This window comes from Micromonospora sp. NBC_01739, from assembly GCF_035920385.1.
Classification (GTDB): domain Bacteria; phylum Actinomycetota; class Actinomycetes; order Mycobacteriales; family Micromonosporaceae; genus Micromonospora.
Genome location: NZ_CP109151.1, coordinates 1,726,461 through 1,743,839, shown reverse-complemented (window position 1 = coordinate 1,743,839; position 17,379 = coordinate 1,726,461). Strand labels below are relative to the sequence as shown.

Here is a 17,379-nt window from a genome sequence, read left to right as displayed (position 1 = left end):
CAAGGGACCCCTCCTCTACCGGAGGCGTTAAGAAGGGGCCCCTCCTTGCAGGTCATTTGGTGAAGCGGCCGCCGGTGACGCCGAGCACCTCGCCGGTGATGAAGCTCGACTCCTGCGAGGCGAAGAAGACGTAGGCGGGGGCCAGTTCGGCGGGCTGACCCGGCCGACCGACCGGGGTGTCCGTACCGAACTGCTCGACCTTCTTCTCCGGCATGGTGGCCGGGATCAGGGGGGTCCAGATCGGGCCGGGGGCCACCGCGTTGACCCGGATGCCCTTGTCGACCAGGTCGGCGGCGAGGGACTTGGTGAAGTTCGCGATCCCCGCCTTGGTGGTGGCGTAGTCCAGCAGCTGCGGCGAGGGGTCGAAGGCCTGGATCGACGAGGTGTTGATGATCGCCGACCCTTCCTCGAGGTGCGGCAGGGCCGCCTTGCACAGCCAGAACATGGCGTACAGGTTGGTCTTGAGCACCCGGTCGAACTGTTCGGTGCTGATCCCGGCGATGCCCTTGTCCTGGGCCATCTGGTAGGCCGCGTTGTTCACCAGGATGTCGATGCCGCCCAGGTCGGACAGCGCCCGGTCGATCAGCCCCTGGCAGGTGGCCTCGTCGGTGATGTCGCCGCGCACCGCGACGCCCTTGCGGCCGGCGGCCTCGATCAGCCGTACGGTGTCCTGCGCGTCGGCGTCCTCCTCCTCGCTCAGGTAGGAGATCAGCACGTCGGCACCCTCCCGGGCGTAGGCGATGGCCACCGCCCGACCGATGCCGGAGTCACCGCCGGTGATCAGGGCCTTCTTGCCCTCGAGTTTGCCGGTGCCCTGGTAGGTGTCCTCGCCGTGGTCGGGCCTCGGGTTCATGTCCTCCGTACGCCCCGGTGGGGTCTGCTGCTGGGCCGGCTGTCCGGACTGCTGGCCGTACTGCTCGGTGGGGTCCTGCTGGGTGTGCTGGTCGTGGCTCACGGGGGTCTCCTTCGTCGGTGGGATGTGGTCCCGGAAGGCCCTACCCCGACCGGCTGTGGGGAAACAGGCCGTGACCTGCCGCACCACCCGTAGGGCATCCTAGGATACTGGGTGGCAGCGGGAGGGCCGGACGACAGCGGACGGGTCAGGGGCGGTGGGTGCGGGGGCCGGGCAGGTGGGCGGCCAGGGCCAGGGCGGCGCGTACCGGCAGCCCGTCGACCAGTTGGCCGAAGTCGCCGTGGCCCTGGCAGAACCGGGTGAAGGCCCGCCAGCCCGGCGGGGTACCGACCGTCAGGTGCAGGACCTCCGGCCGCCGGGAGAAGACCTCCAACAGCCGGTACCCGGCCCGGATGGAGGGCACCAGTCGCTGCTGCACCGCCCGTTCGTAGCCGGCCAGGTCGGCCTCGGCGACCGCCTCACCGGCCAGTTCACCGGAGCGCAGGGCGTAGCTGATCCCCTCCCGGCTCCAGGGTTCCAGCAGGCCGGCGGCGTCCCCGGCGACCAGGACCCGGCCCCGGCGCAGCGGTGAATCCTCGGCCCGGCAGCGGGTCAGATGCCCGGTGTCGTGGGTCGCCGGCAACCCGGCCAGGCCCAGCCGATGGACGAACCCCCGCAGATAGTCCCGGGTCCGCTCCCCCTCACCCCGAGCGGCGATCACCCCCACGGTCAGCCGGTCGCCCTTGGGGAAGACCCAGGCGTACGAGCCCGGCAGGGGTCCCCAGTCGAGCAGCATCCGCCGCCGCCACCGGGCCTGCTGCTCCGGCTGCACCGGCAGTTCCAGTTCCAACCCCAGATCCACCTGCCGGTACCGCACCCCGACATGGCGGGCGCTGACCCCGGAGGAGCCGTCCGCGCCGACGACCGTCCGCGCCAGGACCGTGGTGGCGTCGGCCAGCCGCAGTCGTACGCCGTCGGGGGTCTGCTCCAGGGCCCGCACCGTGACCCGCTCGCGGACCTCGGCTCCGGCGGCCACCGCGGCGGCGCGCAGCCGGTCGTCGAACTCGTCCCGGCGCACCATGCTGACCAGCCGACCGGGCCGGTGCCGCCGGGTGATCGGACGGCGCCCGCGCAGGGTGAAGGTGACCTGGTCGACCACGTCCTGCACGGGCACCTCGATCCGGGTGGCCACGGCCGCCACGGAGGTACCGGTCAATCCGCCACCGCAGGTCTTGTAGCGCGGATGGGCGGCCCGTTCCAGGACCAGGGTGCGCACCCCCCGTCGGGCGGCGGCGTAGGCGGCCGACAGTCCGGCGGGACCACCACCGATCACTGCGAGTTCCCAGACGGTCACCGAAGCAGCGTAGGTCACCGTGGGTGGTCGCGGGGACGGCGAACCACCGGCCGGAGTGGGGGAATCATCGGTCCCGCAGGGGGTATCCGCGCGGCGCACACCGCCTGGCAGGCGGATCGGCGTGAGGAGGACACCATGCAGCAGGTGCAGCTGTCGGACGTCGAGGCTCGGGTGTACGACGCGGTGGCGGCCCTGGAGGCACGCGGACAGGTCCCGTACCCGGACATGATCGCTGCGGAGTGCGGCCTGACCGAGGAGCAGTTGCAGACCCCCCTGCATCTGCTCACCGAGAAGAACCTGCTGCACCGGGAGGATTCGCCGATGGCCGGATTGGACTTCGGCCCCCGGTTCTGCGCCCAGCAACTGAGGTGACCGAGGCCGTCGGAGGGCACCATCGGCGGGCCGGGTCCGACCGGCCTTCGACGGCTGAGGAGTCGTACCAGGGGCCCCGGCGTTGGCAGGCCCTCGGGGTCGGACTGGTCGCGGCCTTCATGACGCTGCTGGACGTCAGCATCGTCAACGTGGCCCTGCCCTCCCTGGACCGGGCCCTGAACGCCAGCCCGGCCGACCTGCAATGGGTGCTGTCCGGGTACGCCCTGACCTTCGGCCTGGTGCTGGTGCCGGCGGGCCGGTTCGGCGACGTGCACGGCCGCCGCACCGCCTTCGTGTTCGGCATCGCCCTGTTCACGGCTACCAGCGCGGTGGCCGGGCTGGCCCAGTCCCCCACCTGGCTGGTGATCGCCCGACTCCTCCAGGGGGCCGCTGCGGGTCTGGTCAACCCGCAGGTGACCGGCATGATCCAGCAGCTGTTCCAGGGACCGGAACGGGCCCGGCCCTTCGGCCTGCTCGGGGCCACCATCGGCATCTCCACCGCGGTGGGTCCCCTGCTCGGCGGCCTGTTGATCGCCGCCGGTGGGCCTCAGCACGGCTGGCGGTGGGTCTTCTTCGTCAACGTCCCGGTCGGGGTCATCGCGATGATCCTGGGCTGGCGGCTGATCCCGCACCGGCCGGTCGGCCAAGCGGTCCGCCGGCGGGCGGACCCGGTCGGGGTACTGCTGCTCGGCACCGGGGTGACCCTGGTGCTGCTGCCGTTGGTGCAACGGGAGCAGTGGCGGGGGGCGGCCACCTGGCTGCTGCTGCCCGCCGGCCTGGTCACCCTGGCCGGCTTCGCCCTCTGGGAGCGCAGGTACGCCCGGCAGGGCCCGCCGCTGTTCGACGTGGGCCTGTACCAGGTCCGGTCGTACGCCCTGGGCTCGCTGATCGCCCTGCTCTACTTCGGTGGGTTCACCGCGATCTTCTTCATCTTCACCCTGTACCTGCAGACCGGGCTCGGCTACAGCGCCCTGGTCGCCGGTCTGGCCATCACCCCCTTCGCCCTGGGCTCGGCCGCGGCGTCGGCGATCGGGGGTCGGATCGTCAACCGGTTCGGCCGGCCCCTGGTCGCCACCGGGCTGCTCGCCGTGGTGGTCGGGCTGGCCCTGGTGGCGCTGGTGATCGAGCTGGCCCCCCGAGCCCCGGTGCCCTGGGTGACGGCCGCTCCCCTGCTGCTGGCCGGGCTCGGCAGCGGCCTGGTGATCGCCCCCAACCAGACCCTGACCCTGTCCCAGGTGCCCCTGCCGCAGGCCGGCAGCGGGGCGGGGATGCTGCAGACCGGTCAGCGCATCGGAGCGGCGGCCGGCATCGCCGTTGTCGGGGCGGTCTTCTTCTCGGTCGTGGGCAGCGACGGCGCCTGGGCGACGGCCTTCGAACGCTCCTTGTTGGTCTCCGCCGGGATCATCCTGTTGGCTCTGCTGGCCGCCCTGGTCGACATCTTCCGCCACCACCGCCGGGGCCCGGTCAGATGACGCAGTGCCTCCTGACCCGGCCGGGGTCGACGAGTTGTTGAAGTGCGGGCGACAATTGCCAGGCAGTAAGTTGAAATCTGGCGGTACTCCCGACTAATGCGATATCACCGGTTGATCGGCTCGTGGCCGTGGCGCCACAGTCGACCCACTCAGCAATGCACTAAGGGCACCCAGGCATTATGTGCGGCAACTTGTCGTACATTGGACACCTTGAATTGCTGACTGTAGAGTCGCCAACAGGTCCAGTAGCGCCGCCGCCCGGGGCATGCATATCCAGACTGACGGTCATCCATTATGTCTCGGAACGCAGGGGAAATGCTCGAATTCCGTGTGCTCGGCCCCGTGGAAGTATGGCGTGACGGTGAGGCGGTAGAGCTTAGCGGCCGCAAGATGCGGGCCATGCTGGCCACCCTGCTGCTGTCCGCCAACAAGGTGGTGGTGACGGAGCGGCTGGTCGCCATGCTCTGGGGCGAGCGACCCCCGCCCACCGCCGTCGCCCAGCTGCACAAATACGTCTCCCAGCTACGCACGAAGCTCGGCCCGGACTGTGTGGTGCGCCATGGCGCCGGTTATCAGCTGCGCATCGGGCAGAACGTGCTCGACCTGCACGTCTTCGAGCGGCTGGTACGCACGGCGCGGGCGGCGCTGGAGGCCGGTCGGCCGGCGGAGGCGGCCGGGGAGATCGGTGCCGCACTGGCCCTGTGGCGGGGTGAGCCGATCGCCGACGTCACCGAACATCTGATCGGCGCCGAAGCGGCAGCCCTGGCCGAGAAACGGCTGGCCGCCATGATGGACAAGATCGAAATCGGCCTGGCCCAGGGACGGCACGCCGAGGTGATCGGCGAGTTGCAGTCGCTGTTGCCCCGGCATCCGCTCAACGAGAACCTGCGCCGATATCTGATTCTGGCCCTCTACCGGGCCGGTCGGGTCGGTGAGGCGCTGTCGGCCTACCATGAGGCGCGCACCTGCCTGGCCGAGGAGTTGGGCCTGGATCCGGGGCCGGAACTTCAGGCGTTGCACGAGGCCATGCTGATCGGGGACTCGGGGCTGCACCAGGCCGGCCGGGTGACACGGCCCGCTGCCGCCGCCTCCCCGGCACAGTTGCCGCTGTCGATAGCGGACTTCACCGGCCGGGCGGACACCCTGCGACAGATCTGCCGACAGCTCACCACGGGCGACGACGAGGCCGTGGTGATCGTCGCGGTCAGCGGCAAGGGTGGTGTCGGCAAGACCACGGTGGCCGTGCAGGCGGCCCGCAAGATCGTCGACTCGTACCCGGACGGTCAGCTCTACCTGTGGCTGCGCGGCACCGACCCCCGGCCCCTGGAGCCACTGTCCGCCCTTCAGCGGTTCCTGCGGGCCCTCGGGGTGGAGGACTGGACCATCCCCGACACGGTCGACGAGTGCGCCGAGATGTACCGCAGTTGCCTGGCCGGCCGACGGGTGCTCATCGTGCTCGACGACGCTGCTGACGAGGCACAGATCCGCCCGCTGCTACCCGGCTCACCCACCTGCGCGGTGCTGGTGACCAGCCGGCCCCGGCTGGTCGGCCTGGAGGGAGCGCACTTCCACAACCTGGACGTGTTCACGGCCGCCGAATCGGTGGAACTGCTCACCCGCATAGCGGGTGAGCAACGACTGGGCGAGGACCATCGGACCGTACGACGGATCACCGCGCTCTGCGGCCACCTGCCGCTGGCGGTACGGATCGCCGCCGCCCGCATCGCTCAGAACGGACACGGTGATCTGACCCGGTTCGCCCGGCGGCTGGCCGACCGCCGCCGCCGGCTCGACGTGCTCGTGGTCGGCGATCTGGAGGTACGCGCCAGCCTGGCGATCGGATACCAGGGGCTGGGCCCCGCGGAGAAGAAGGCCTTCAGCCTGCTCGGCCTGCTCGACGCTCCGGACTTCGCGGCCTGGGTGGTCGCACCCCTGCTCGGGATCACCCTCGACGAAGCCGAGGACCTCGTCGAGGAACTGGTCAACAGCCAGTTGCTGGACATCGTCGGCTACGACGCCGCCGGTCAGATCCGCTACCGATACCACGACCTGGTGCGGTTGTACGCCCGCGAACGGGCCGAGGCCGACCTGCCGGACGAACAACGCAAGGTGGCCCTGTCGCGGGCCCTGGGGGCCTGGCTCACCCTGGTCGCCGAAGCCGACGAACGCTTCCACGGCACCCGGTTCCGGGGCTGGTCACCACGCCCCTTCGCGGACACGGCGTACCACGACCCCTTCGACCCGGGGTACATCGACCAGTTGCTGGCCGACCCGTTGGCCTGGTTCGAGACCGAGCGGGCGGCGCTGGTCGCCGGGGTGGCGCAGGCACACCTGGCCGGGCTCAGCCCGCTGGCCTGGGCGTTGGCCGAGTGCATGACGGAGTTCCTGGAACTGCGCCATCAGTACGCCGACTGGGAATCGGTGCACAGTCGAGCGCTGGACGCCTGCGTCGCGCAGGGCAACGAGATCGGCACCGCGATCACCCTGATGCGCCTGGCCCGGCTGCGCTTCATCCGCATGGACCGGCCCACCGCCATCACGCTGGTGCAACGGGCCGGCGGGATCCTGCAGCGCATCGGGCACAAGGCGATCGAGGCGGAGGCCCATGTCATCCATGCCGCCGTCCGGCGGGCCAGTGGTGATCACGAAGACGCGCTGGACCTGGTGGAGCAGGCCATCGAACTGGCCCGGGCCGCCGACAACGCGGTGGCCGAGGCCCGCGCCACCCGGGAACTGGGCGAGATCCACTACGAGCTGAGTCACTGGGACGAGGCCGCCGAGGCCTTCCGGGTGGCGATCAAACTGGCCCGCCGCCTGGACAATCGGCGGGAGGAGGCGCTGTCCCTGCGCTGCCTCGCGATCGTCCTGCGTCATCGCGGGGAGTTGGAGGCCGCCCGGCGTACCGCCGAGGCGGCGCTGACCATCTTCCACGAGCTGGGCGACCGACCGTACGAGGCGTTCAGTTGTCTCACCCTGGGGTTGGTCCTGCTGCGGATGGGTGATCCCTCGGCGCGGCGCATCATCAGCGGGGGTCGGCGCCTGCTCGGCGAGATGAATCTGGGGTTCGGGTCCGGGGAGGCCCTCTGCGCCCAGGCCGCGCTGGACCTCGCCGACGGGCGTACGGCCGAGGGCCTGGACCGGCTGATCGAGTCGATCTCGATCCTGCGCAACGATCCCGTGCATCACGTACTGATCTCCGCCGTCGGCCTGCTCGGCCAGGCACTGGAGCGGATCGGTGAGGTCGAGACGGCGGCGGTCATCCGGCGCCGGGCCGAGGAACTGCCCGCCATGATCGGCGAACGGATACCGGCCGGGATCCTGGAGGTCGGCGCGTTACGCCCCCAGGAACGAGGGGGAAGCGCAGCGGAAGAATTCAGGGAAGCGGCGCACCTAGGGTGAGCCGACCAGCCAGTGGACCCAGGAGGCAGGCATGAAGAAGAAGACGATCCTGATCGACTACCGAGCCCGAGCCCGGGCCCGGCAGAGCCCGATGGCGATCATCGCCATCCAGACGGAGCGCAAGACCAAGTAGTCGTACGGCCGAAAGCACCTGGCGGATGGATCTTCTGCTCGTCACCATGCCGTGGGCGGCTCTCGACACCCCGTCGCTGGCCCTGGGGATTCTTCAGGTCGCGGCCCGGGACGCGGGGGCGACCGTCCACACCCGCTACGCCAACCTCGACTTCTTCGACTGGGCCGCACAGACCCTCGGACTGGACACCGAGGTCTACGACCAGTTGGCCACCCATTCCTACTTCGAGGGACACGGCGACTGGGTGTTCTCCGCCGTGCTGCACGACCGCCCGCACCATCGGGTGGCCGAGTTCCTGCGCCACGCGGAGGATCTGGACCAGCGGCAGCGGGACCTCGCCGTCGAGCTGCACCGGCGCAGCGACGACTTCCTCGACGACCTGGCCGACGGCATCGCCGCCAGCGGGCCTGCGGTGGTCGGTCTGACCACGACCTTCCAGCAGAACACCGCCTCCCTGGCGCTCGCCCGGCGACTCAAGGCACGGGCACCGGAGATCACCATCGTGTTCGGGGGTGCCAACTGCGACGGCCGGCAGGGTGCGGCCCTGCACCGCAACTTCCCCTACGTGGACTACGTCGTGCGGGGGGAGGGCGATCGGGCCCTGCCCCTGTTGCTCGAGGTGATCGGCGGCACCGGTGACCCGGCCGGGGTGCCGGGGCTGTGCTGGCGCGATCGTGACGGGGCCAGCCGGGCAAACCCGCAGGCCCGGGTCCCGTTGCCCGCCCATCAGCTACCCGACCCGGAGTTCACGGCCTACTTCGACCGGCTGGAACACTCGGCGGTGCGACACCACATCGAGCCCAAGCTGGTGCTCGAAGGCTCCCGCGGCTGCTGGTGGGGCGAGAAGCACCACTGCACCTTCTGCGGACTCAACGGCTCCCTGATGCAGTTCCGCAGCAAGGATGCCGAGCGGTTCCTGCGGGAGATCCTCGACCAGGCCCGGCGACATCACCTGCTCGACGTGGTGGCGGTCGACAACATCCTGGACATGGGCTTCCTCCAGACCCTGCTGCCCGCCCTCGGCGACCACGACTACGACCTGCGCATCCACTACGAGATCAAGTCCAACCTCAGCTACCGCCAGCTACGGCTGCTAGCCGAGGCCGGTCTGGTGCAGGTGCAGCCCGGCGTCGAGAGTCTCAGCACCCGGGTGCTCAAGCTGATGGACAAGGGGGTGACCGGCTGCCAGAACGTCCGGCACCTGCGGGACGCGCAGTCGGCCGGGATCTGGGTGTCCTGGAACTACCTGTATGGCTTCCCCGGGGAGCACGAGAACGACTACCACCAGGTGATCGACCAGCTGCCGGCCCTGCATCACCTCGTTCCGCCGGAGGCGGTAACCCGGCTGGCGATCGAACGGTTCAGCCCGTACTTCGACCAGCCCGATCTGGGGTTCAGCGAGCCACGTCCGGCCGGGCACTACGCCCGGGTGTACGACCTGCCCGAGGCCGAGCTGCACGACCTGGCGTACCTGTTCGACGCCGCGCCCGCCGGCATCGCCGAGCCGACGGTCGAGCGGCTGCACCAGGCCGTCGCGCAGTGGCGCGCGGCGCACGACAGTGGACGGTTCACCCACTGCGACCTGGGGCACAAGATCGTGCTGGTCAGCCGGCGGCCCGGTTTCGACTGGTCGGTGCACACCATCCACGATCCGGTCGAACTGGCCGCGTTCCGGCTGCTGGCCGATCCTCGCAGCGTCGCCTCGCTGGCCCGTCGCCTCACCGCCCAGGTCGGCGCGACCGTCACCGAGAGCCGGGTGGAACGACTGCTGGCGGACTGGCGGGAGGCCGGCATCGTCTACCACGACGCCGACCGCTGGGTCCATGTCGCCACCCTGGCCACCAACGGGGAACTGACCCGGCTGGCGCACCGCTCCCCCGGTCTGGTCCCGGCCGGCGTAGCCCCCGGGTCGGCGCCGGCCGGTACAGGCATCACCCTGCACCGGTGGCGCGACTACCACGGCCGGGCCGGGCGGCTGCCCGGCATGGACCTGGGCCGGATCCGGATCACCGGCAACGCGGCGGCGGAAGTGGCCGAGCTGTACCGGTCCGGGGTGCGGCGGGTGGCTCTGGTCGAGACGACCGACCTGACCGCGCAGGCCGATCCGGCGACGGCGGTACTCGCGCTGGAACTGGTGCGGGAGCTGACCGCCTGGGGCGTGGTGGTCGACTGGCGGCTGCACCTGGACCCGGGCGGACCACCGGCCGCGCTCACCCATCTGCATCCCCCGGCGGAGATCGTCGGCGCCGCCACCGAGCAGCGTCTGAGCTGGGTAGACGGCTTCTTCCTCGGCCGGCTCTCCTACCGGCAGGGGCCGGGCTTCCTGGAGATCCGCGACCATCGCGAGGGGGTGCTCAACCGCATCATCGTCGACGATCCGGCCTACCTCGACGCCATCGGCAGGCTGGTGCGTGACCCGGCCGCCCGGGTGTCCGCCCCAATCCTGTCCGAGCTGGCCGCCGAGTCCCTGATTCTGGCCGTCGGTGACCGGCACTGGTGGGCGCCGTACCGGCCGCGCCGCTGGCCACAGCCGCCCTTCCAGGTCTGAGCCGCGCCCGGAAGCCGACCGGAAGGTTCTGGGAAGCGCCCCTCACAAGCCTGGTTCCCGACACCAGCGATGACCGGTGAAGGGATTCGGGGATGCCCAGGGTTGTGGTAGTGAGCGGCGGCGGTACCGGCATCGGGCGGGCGATCGCCAGCCGGTTCGCCGCGGACGGCGACGAGGTGTACGTGCTCGGCCGCCGCCGGGAACCGCTCGAGAAGCTGGCCGCGGAACACCCCAACGTGCGTGCCGTACCGGTGGACCTGACCGTGGCGGCCGACCTGCTGGAGGCCGCCCGGACCATGCCCACCGCGGTCGACGTGCTGGTCAACAACGCCGGTGGCATCGTCGACGACCCGGGGCCCGGTACCGAGGGGGTGTTCGCCGGCTACCAGCTGACCATCGAGGCCAACCTGCTGTCCGCGATGATGCTCACCGACGCGTTGTGGCCGGCGCTGCGCCGCCCCGGCGGCCGAGTCGTCAACATCAGCTCGATCGCCGCCCACCGGGGTGGCGGGGACGCCTACGCCGCGGCCAAGGCCGGGCTGCTCGGCTGGGGCTTCGGGCTGGCCCGCAAGGGCGGCCCGGACGGCATCACCGTCAACGCGGTGGTGCCCGGCTACGTGCAGGACACCGAGTTCTTCAACGAACGCGGTCGGTCGGCCCGACACGACCAACTGGTCGCGGAGACCCTGCTGGGCCGGGCCGGTACCCCGGAGGACATCGCCGCCGCCGTGCGGTTCCTGGCCGGCTCCGAGGCCTCCTGGATCACCGGGCAGGTCCTCGGGGTCAACGGCGGCGCCCTGTTCGGGCGATGAGCATGATCCGCAAGCGGATCCTCTACCTGTTTCCGGACCGTTCCTCCGCCCAGGCCCGGCGCTGGGAACACGAGGAATTCTGGCCCACCTACCGACGGGCCGCCGCCGAGGCCGGCATGGACTTCGCGGTGGCCGACCCGGAACACGTACTGATCGCCGGCGACACGGCGTACTGGCGGGACGAGCCGCTGGACCCGGCCCGGGACATCGTGGTCTACGACGCCCGTACCGAGCCGGTGCACGAGCCGGCGTTGTGGTGGGGGCTCAGCCTCACCCGCTGCCTGCAGGCCCTCGGCTTCTGGCTGGCCATCCCCCTGGACCAGGCGGTACTCACCAACGACAAGTTCGCCACCGCCCGGGAACTGGCCGACTCCCCCGTGCCGGTCATCCCCTCCGTGCGGGTCAACACCGGTCGTGACGTGGATCGGCTAGGGCACCAGAACCTGGTGCCGGATTCCTGGTTCCCGGTCTTCGTCAAACCGGTGTCCTGGGGGCGGGGCCTGGGCTGTGTCCGCTGCCCGGACCGGGCCACCCTGGACGCGGTGCTCGGACTGGCCTCCGGCAGCGCGGCGAGCATGCTGGTGCAGCCGTCGGTCGGCACGGTCGTCGCCGACCTGCGGGTGGTCGCCGTGGAGGGCGAGATCGTCGCCATGTACGACCGCATCCCCGGTTCGGACTCCCATGTCGCCAATGTCAGTCGCGGGGCCCGGGTCCAGGAACGCGACACCGTCGAGCAGTCCGTGCACGACCTCGTCGCCCTGGTGCACCGCAGGTTCGACCTCGCGTACGTCTGTGTCGACCTGCTCCGCACCGACTCCGGTCAGCTCTGGTTCTCCGAGCTGGAGGCCGACGGGGCGGTCACCGGCCTGTTCGGCGACCCCGAGGCGATCAAGCGGGTCGTCGGTGGGCGGTTCCGGGCCTACGCCGCACGTCATGACCGTCACTACCGCCAAGGAGCTGTCAGGTGACCCCGATCGGCAACCCACCCGTCGCCCCCACCGGCGACGACTCCCCGTGGACCCACACCGAGTTGGCCGCGCAGGCCGCAGCCCGGGCCCGGCGCGACGGCGGCCTGCTGGTGTGCAGTGGCGGCACCACCGGCACCCCCAAGATCACGGCCCTCTCCCCCGACCTCGGGGTGACCCGGGTGCTCGCCAGTTGGCAGCCGCTGGGCCCGGGTGACGTGCTGCTCAACCTGTTCTCGGTCGGCAAGATGTGGGGCGCCCAGTACTTCTACAACGCCTTCGCCCTGCGAAGTCGGGCCGTGGTGGCGCCGATGGGTGCGCTCAACCCCGCCGAGGTACGGCAATGGGCACCGGATCTGATCAACATGGGGGTCACCGCGATCGCCGGTGCCCCGAACGTGCTGGCCCACTTCGCCGACGCGGTGCGGGAGATCGGACTGTCCCTGCCGGTACGCGCGGCCCTGTGGTCCGGTGAGCCGATGACCGCCGCCCGGCAGCGGGCCATCCGCGCCGCCTTCCCCCAGGTCGGCTTCTGGGGGAACTACGGCTCGATCGAGACCTTCGTGATCGCCACCAGCGGCCCCCGATGCCGCCTCGGCGCGATGCACCTGTTGCCCGATCAGGTCATCGAGCCCGACGAGGGGGGCGCCCTGCTGACCCGCCACGGGGAGGGCTGGCCGACCGACGCCCGCCGGTTCCGGCTCGGCGACCGGATCGCCGCCACCGGTTGCCCCTGCGGGGAGGCCGATGCCATCGAGGTGCTGGGCCGGGCCGACGACAACTTCAAGCTGGGCGGCGGCATGATCTCGGCCGGGGTGCTGCTGCGCAACGCCGCCGGCCTGGACGGTGTGGAGGACGTCCAACTGGTGCTGTACCGCGATCCCCGGGTGCCGGCCGCCGTGGTCGGCCTCCGGCTGCGCTACACCGGCCCCAACCCCGACGCCGAGGGCATCCGTGAGCAGCTCGTTCAGGGGTACGAGGACCTGGAGGTGTTGAACCGGCACAGCCCGGAGGCGGTGGTCGTCGAACGGGTGAGCGCGGTGACGCGGCATCCCGCCACCGACAAGGTGGTGCCGGTGCTCTGGGAGAACGCCGAGGATCTGGCCGGGGTGGCGTCGTGATCGACAATGCGCCGACCCGGGCCTTCCTGGCTCCGCACCGGGGGGCCAGCCGCGCCCTGGACACCGAACTGCCCGGCTACCAGCGCTTCCGATCGTGGTTCACCCGGCCCCTGCTGACCCGACCGGTCTTCCTGGACGCCGAACAGACCCGCACCCTCGATCACGACCTGCGCACCCTGCTGGGTGCCCTGCATGCGCTGCCTCAGCGACTGTTCGACGGCGACGAGACGGCCTTCGCCCGGGCGCTGGGCTGGCAGCAGCCCGGCGCGGCGCAGGCCCTGGCCTGCCTGTCCGGTCCGCCGGTGCCACTGGGCCGCGCCGACCTGGTGCGTACCCCGGAGGGTTTTCAGCTGGTGGAGTTCAACACCTCCAGCTCGCTGGGGTCCTTCGAGTTCGGCGAGTTGTGCCGGGCCACCCTCAGTGACCCCTCCTTCCAGGACTTCGCCGCGGACGAGCTGTACTACCTGGACCCCTTGGTCGAGATGAGCGACACCCTGACCCGGCTGGCCGGGCTGAGCCTCGCCGACCGGCCCACGGTGGCCCTGGTCGACTGGGTCACCTCCCCGGTGGCCGTGAACGCCTCGCTCTTCATCGACCTGATGGTCGACCGGGGTTTCCGGGTGCTCAGCTGCACGGTGGACGACCTGGAGCTGACCTCGGCGGGGTTGACCGCGCGGGGTGAGCGCATCGACGTGGTCTACCGCACCTTCCTGCTCAAGACCGCCGCCGAGGATCCGGCGGCCGGGCGGCGGCTGGCCGTGCTGGAGCAGGCCGTACGCACCGGCGCGGTCACCGTCTTCACCCCGCTGAACGCGGACCTCTACGGCGCCAAGGCGGCCCTGGCGATGCTCGGCGACCCGGTCCACGCCGACCGGTTCACCGATGCCGAGCGGGAGGTGATCGACCGGGTGCTGCCCTGGACCCGGTCGATGACCGACGCCGAGAAGACTCCGGCCCCGGATTCGGGTTCGCTGGCGGACTTCGTCCGCAAGCACCGCGGGGACCTGGTGCTCAAGCCGAGCATCGGGCACGCCGGGCAGGGGGTGGTGGCCGGTTGGCTGGTGTCGCAGGAGCAGTGGGAGTCCCTGGTGGAGACCGCCGACGCCGGTGACTACATCGTGCAGCGTAAGGCGGAGTCGGTGGCCGAGCTGTTCTATCCCAAGTCCGCCGAGGGCGATCCGTCGACCTGTCACCTGCACTGGGGCATGTTCGTCACCGGTTCCGGGCTCAGCGGCGGGTTCGTCAAGGGCCTGCTGGACCGGCCACAGGACATCCGGTTCCTCGGTGACGGCTCGCATGTCGGATGCATCTTCCATGCCACCTCGCACCCAACCGGAGCCTCCTCATGATGATCAATTCGGAACAGCGGCTGGCCACGGTGCTGACGGCCACCCGCGAGCTACGCGAGCGGGGTGGGACCATCCCGGGAGCCGACTTCTACAGCGACAAGATCGCGGCGGTGTGGACCCGGGCACGCAACGCCCCGGCGTACGCCAAGCTCGGCGACTTCAGCTGGGAGGCTTTCACCGCCCTGGAGGTCACCCCGAAGAACCGGCTGAAGGAGGACCCCTGGGAGTTCTTCGCCGCCACGGTCGACGACGGCATCAAGTACTACGAGACCACCGGCACCACCGGGCAGGCCACCCCGACCCCCCGGCTGGTCGACGACCTGGTGTGGAACACCGTGTCGGTCGCCCAGGCCTGGCAGGGCATGTTGCGCGAGGACGATCGGGTGCTCAGCCTGCTGCCCTCGGACATCGTTCCGGTCGGCGACCTGGTCGCCACCGTCTGCGAACACCTCGACCTGCTGCACGCCCGGGCCTACCCCTTCGCCACCGGGATCTCCGACTGGGACCGGCTGGCCAGTCTGTGGACCACCCTCCGACCCACCGTGCTGTTCCTCGCACCCGGGGTGGCGTTGCAGCTCACCCGGCTGTTCAAGCAGCGCGGGCTGCTGACCGAACTGCGCGCCTCGGTACGCACCATCATGCTGCTCGGCGAGGTCAGCGTGCCGGCCATGCGGGCCCGGCTGGGCCAGTGGTGGGGTGCCACCGCGTACAACGCCAGCTACGGCAGCACCGAGACCGGCACCCTGGCCGCCGCCTGCCGGCACGATCGGCTGCACCTGCTGACCGCGGCCAATTACTGCGAACTGCTCACCGCCGAGGGCCTGACCGACGCGCACCGACCGGGCACCGGTCGGCTGGTGGTCACCCCACTGAACCTGCACGCCCGCCCCCTGCTGCGCTACGACACCGGCGACGACGTGGTGATCGGCACCGACTGCCCGTGCGGCACGGCCACCCCGGACGTGACCGTGCTCGGGCGGGGCACCGACGGCATACAGATCCGGGACGTCACCATCACCCCGCACCTCGTGGAGCAGGTCGTGTACGGCCAGACCACCGCGACGGGCTACCTGCTGGAGGTGGCGCCCGACCGGCTCCGCCTGCTGCTGGAACGGGACGTCGACGCCGACCGGGAGGCCGAGCCGGAGCGGGCCGCCGCCGTACGCGAGGCCTTCCGGGACCGGTTCGGACTCGACGACACCGAGGTGCTGTTCCTCAACTCGCTACCCAGCACCACCAAGAGCGGCGGATCCCAGAAGAGCTGGAAACGCTCCAACATCCGGATCCTGGAGGCCTCGTGACCGCCCCCGCGACCACCTGGGCCCCGCCGGTGACCGGCGACCCCGACCTGTGGTGCACGTACGCCGCCGTACGCACCCTGGCCTGGCTGGGGCGGGCCGGGCAGACCCCCGCGGCGGCGGGCACCGCCGACTTCGTACGCGCACGCCGCAACCCGGACGGCGGCTACGGGTGGAGCAAGGGGATGCCCTCGGACGCCTGGGCCACCTTCTACTGCACCTCCACCCTGACCGATCTGGGCCAGCCCCTGCCGGAGGTGGCCGACACCGCGCGCTGGCTGACCGGCACCTGGTCCGGGGAGGCGTACGCGATGACCCCCGGGCAGGAACCGGAGGCGTGGGCCACCCACTTCTCGACTCGTACCGCCATCGAGGTCTGTGGCGGCGACGTGCCGGACGCCCGGCGCCTGCTGTCCTGGCTGGCTGCCCTGCAGACCCGCGACGGAGGGCTGGGCTGGACCCCGGGGCACGCCGCGGCGGGTGAGGCCGACGTGCGGGCCGTCTACTACGGGGTGGCCGCCTGGCGGGCGCTGCACACCCGACACCCGAACCCGCCACCGTGGGACGTGCCGGCCCTGCTGAACTGGCTGCAGCGGCGGCAGTCCCCCTCCGGGGCCTTCCGGTTCGACGCCGAAGCGGACACCGACTGCATGTGGGCGACCTACCGGGCGGTCGCGGCGCTGGGCATGCTCGGTGCCCGTCCGAGCATCGACCCGGTCGGCTGGATCACCGGTCAGCAGCTGCCGGACGGGGCCTTCACCCGGTGGCCGGGCTATCCGGTGGCGGACGTGTGGGCGTCCTTCTGCGCGGTCGGTGCCCTGCGCCAACTCGGCCCCGTGCCGCCTGGGACGGCCGAGGCGGTGCACCGACGTATCGCGGAACTGAGCTGCCCCGGCGGTGGCTTCACCTACCGGGAGCCGCGCCTCGCCGCGGACGCGTTGACCGTCGCGGCGACCGCACTGACCACGGACGCCGACGCCGAGCTGCGCCGGTGGTTGGAGAGCTGCCGACTGCCCAATGAGGGCGGCATCATGTACATGCCCGGCCGAGGGGCGGAGATCCGCTGCACCATGTGGGCCCTGGCGGCCGGCGCCTTCGCCGAGGACCCGGTCACCCGCACCCGGATCGGGGACTGGCTGGCCGGCCTGCAGAACCCCGACGGCGGATTCGGATTCTGGCACGGACGCGGCTCCGACCTGGTCTCCACGGCCGCCGCGGTGGGCATCGCCGAACTGACCGGCGGCGGCCTGGTGTCGGTCGAACGGGTCGCGGGGTACGCCGCCGCGGCACCGGCGCAGGGGCTGCGTCCGGGGTTGCAGCAGGCCCGCATCCTGGCCTGGGCCGGGCACCCCGAGCCGCACCGGGTCCAGGCGCTGCTGGACACCCACCGGGTACGCGGGGGCGGCTGGGCCGGGCAGGGCAACCGGATGCCGGACCTGCTCTCCACCTACGAGGCGGTCCTCACCGCCGGGCGGTTCGGTATCGGGGTGGACCCCGGGCCGCTGGCCGCCTTCCTGGACCGCACCACCAGCGCCGCCGGGGTGGCCTGGAGTCCACTGGCCCCACCCGGACCGGACCCCTTGGCCCGCTGCCTGCACGGGTTGCTCCGCCGCCGGCTGGCCGATCCGGGGTTCCGCCTGCCCGCCCTCACCCTGTCGTAGCCG

The 17,379-nt window shown here is 71.4% G+C and carries 12 protein-coding genes; 10 read left to right on the top strand and 2 right to left on the bottom strand.

Annotated features, from left to right (window positions below):
- Positions 1-52: 52 nt before the first annotated feature.
- Both OIE53_RS07665 and OIE53_RS07660 read right to left on the bottom strand, forming a co-directional pair.
- On the bottom strand, positions 53-955 hold the full coding sequence (locus OIE53_RS07665) for an SDR family oxidoreductase (protein WP_327025882.1): 903 nt from the start codon (positions 953-955) through the stop codon (positions 53-55).
- A gap of 145 nt (positions 956-1,100) precedes the next feature.
- Positions 1,101-2,246, bottom strand: coding sequence for a geranylgeranyl reductase family protein (locus OIE53_RS07660; RefSeq protein WP_327025881.1), 1,146 nt, complete (start codon positions 2,244-2,246; stop codon positions 1,101-1,103).
- Positions 2,247-2,381: 135 nt separating this feature from the next.
- On the opposite strand from OIE53_RS07660, the gene OIE53_RS07655 reads away from it, so the two are divergent.
- The 10 genes from OIE53_RS07655 (at position 2,382) to OIE53_RS07610 (ending at position 17,376) form a co-directional block, all read left to right on the top strand.
- Positions 2,382-2,618 carry a hypothetical protein gene (locus OIE53_RS07655; protein WP_327025880.1) on the top strand — a complete coding sequence of 79 codons (237 nt, stop codon included), beginning with the start codon at positions 2,382-2,384 and terminating at the stop codon, positions 2,616-2,618.
- 104 nt (positions 2,619-2,722) lie between these two features.
- Positions 2,723-4,090: an MFS transporter gene (locus OIE53_RS07650; protein ID WP_327027113.1), complete on the top strand. Its 1,368-nt coding sequence runs from the start codon at positions 2,723-2,725 to the stop codon at positions 4,088-4,090.
- 315 nt (positions 4,091-4,405) lie between these two features.
- Entirely contained in the window at positions 4,406-7,489 is a 3,084-nt protein-coding gene (locus OIE53_RS07645; protein WP_327025879.1) for an AfsR/SARP family transcriptional regulator, read from the top strand.
- 158 nt (positions 7,490-7,647) lie between these two features.
- Positions 7,648-10,170, top strand: coding sequence for a RiPP maturation radical SAM C-methyltransferase (locus OIE53_RS07640; protein ID WP_327025878.1), 2,523 nt, complete (start codon positions 7,648-7,650; stop codon positions 10,168-10,170).
- Positions 10,171-10,262: 92 nt separating this feature from the next.
- The gene (locus tag OIE53_RS07635; protein ID WP_327025877.1) at positions 10,263-10,982 is read left to right on the top strand and encodes an SDR family NAD(P)-dependent oxidoreductase; all 720 of its coding nucleotides are present in this window, start codon (positions 10,263-10,265) and stop codon (positions 10,980-10,982) included.
- On the top strand, positions 10,979-11,950 hold the full coding sequence (locus OIE53_RS07630) for an ATP-grasp domain-containing protein (protein WP_327025876.1): 972 nt from the start codon (positions 10,979-10,981) through the stop codon (positions 11,948-11,950). The genes OIE53_RS07635 and OIE53_RS07630 overlap by 4 nt, the downstream gene beginning before the upstream one ends.
- Positions 11,947-13,068 carry an AMP-binding protein gene (locus tag OIE53_RS07625; protein WP_327025875.1) on the top strand — a complete coding sequence of 374 codons (1,122 nt, stop codon included), beginning with the start codon at positions 11,947-11,949 and terminating at the stop codon, positions 13,066-13,068. The genes OIE53_RS07630 and OIE53_RS07625 overlap by 4 nt, the downstream gene beginning before the upstream one ends.
- Positions 13,065-14,417, top strand: a complete 1,353-nt coding sequence (locus tag OIE53_RS07620) for a hypothetical protein (RefSeq protein WP_327025874.1) — start codon at positions 13,065-13,067, stop codon at positions 14,415-14,417. The genes OIE53_RS07625 and OIE53_RS07620 overlap by 4 nt, the downstream gene beginning before the upstream one ends.
- Complete coding sequence (locus tag OIE53_RS07615; RefSeq protein ID WP_327025873.1) at positions 14,417-15,718, top strand: phenylacetate--CoA ligase family protein; 1,302 nt, start codon at positions 14,417-14,419, stop codon at positions 15,716-15,718. Before OIE53_RS07620 ends, OIE53_RS07615 begins: the two co-directional genes overlap by 1 nt.
- A complete protein-coding gene (locus tag OIE53_RS07610) occupies positions 15,715-17,376 on the top strand; it encodes a prenyltransferase/squalene oxidase repeat-containing protein (protein ID WP_327025872.1) in 1,662 nt (553 codons plus the stop codon). The genes OIE53_RS07615 and OIE53_RS07610 overlap by 4 nt, the downstream gene beginning before the upstream one ends.
- The last annotated feature ends 3 nt before the right edge of the window (positions 17,377-17,379 follow it).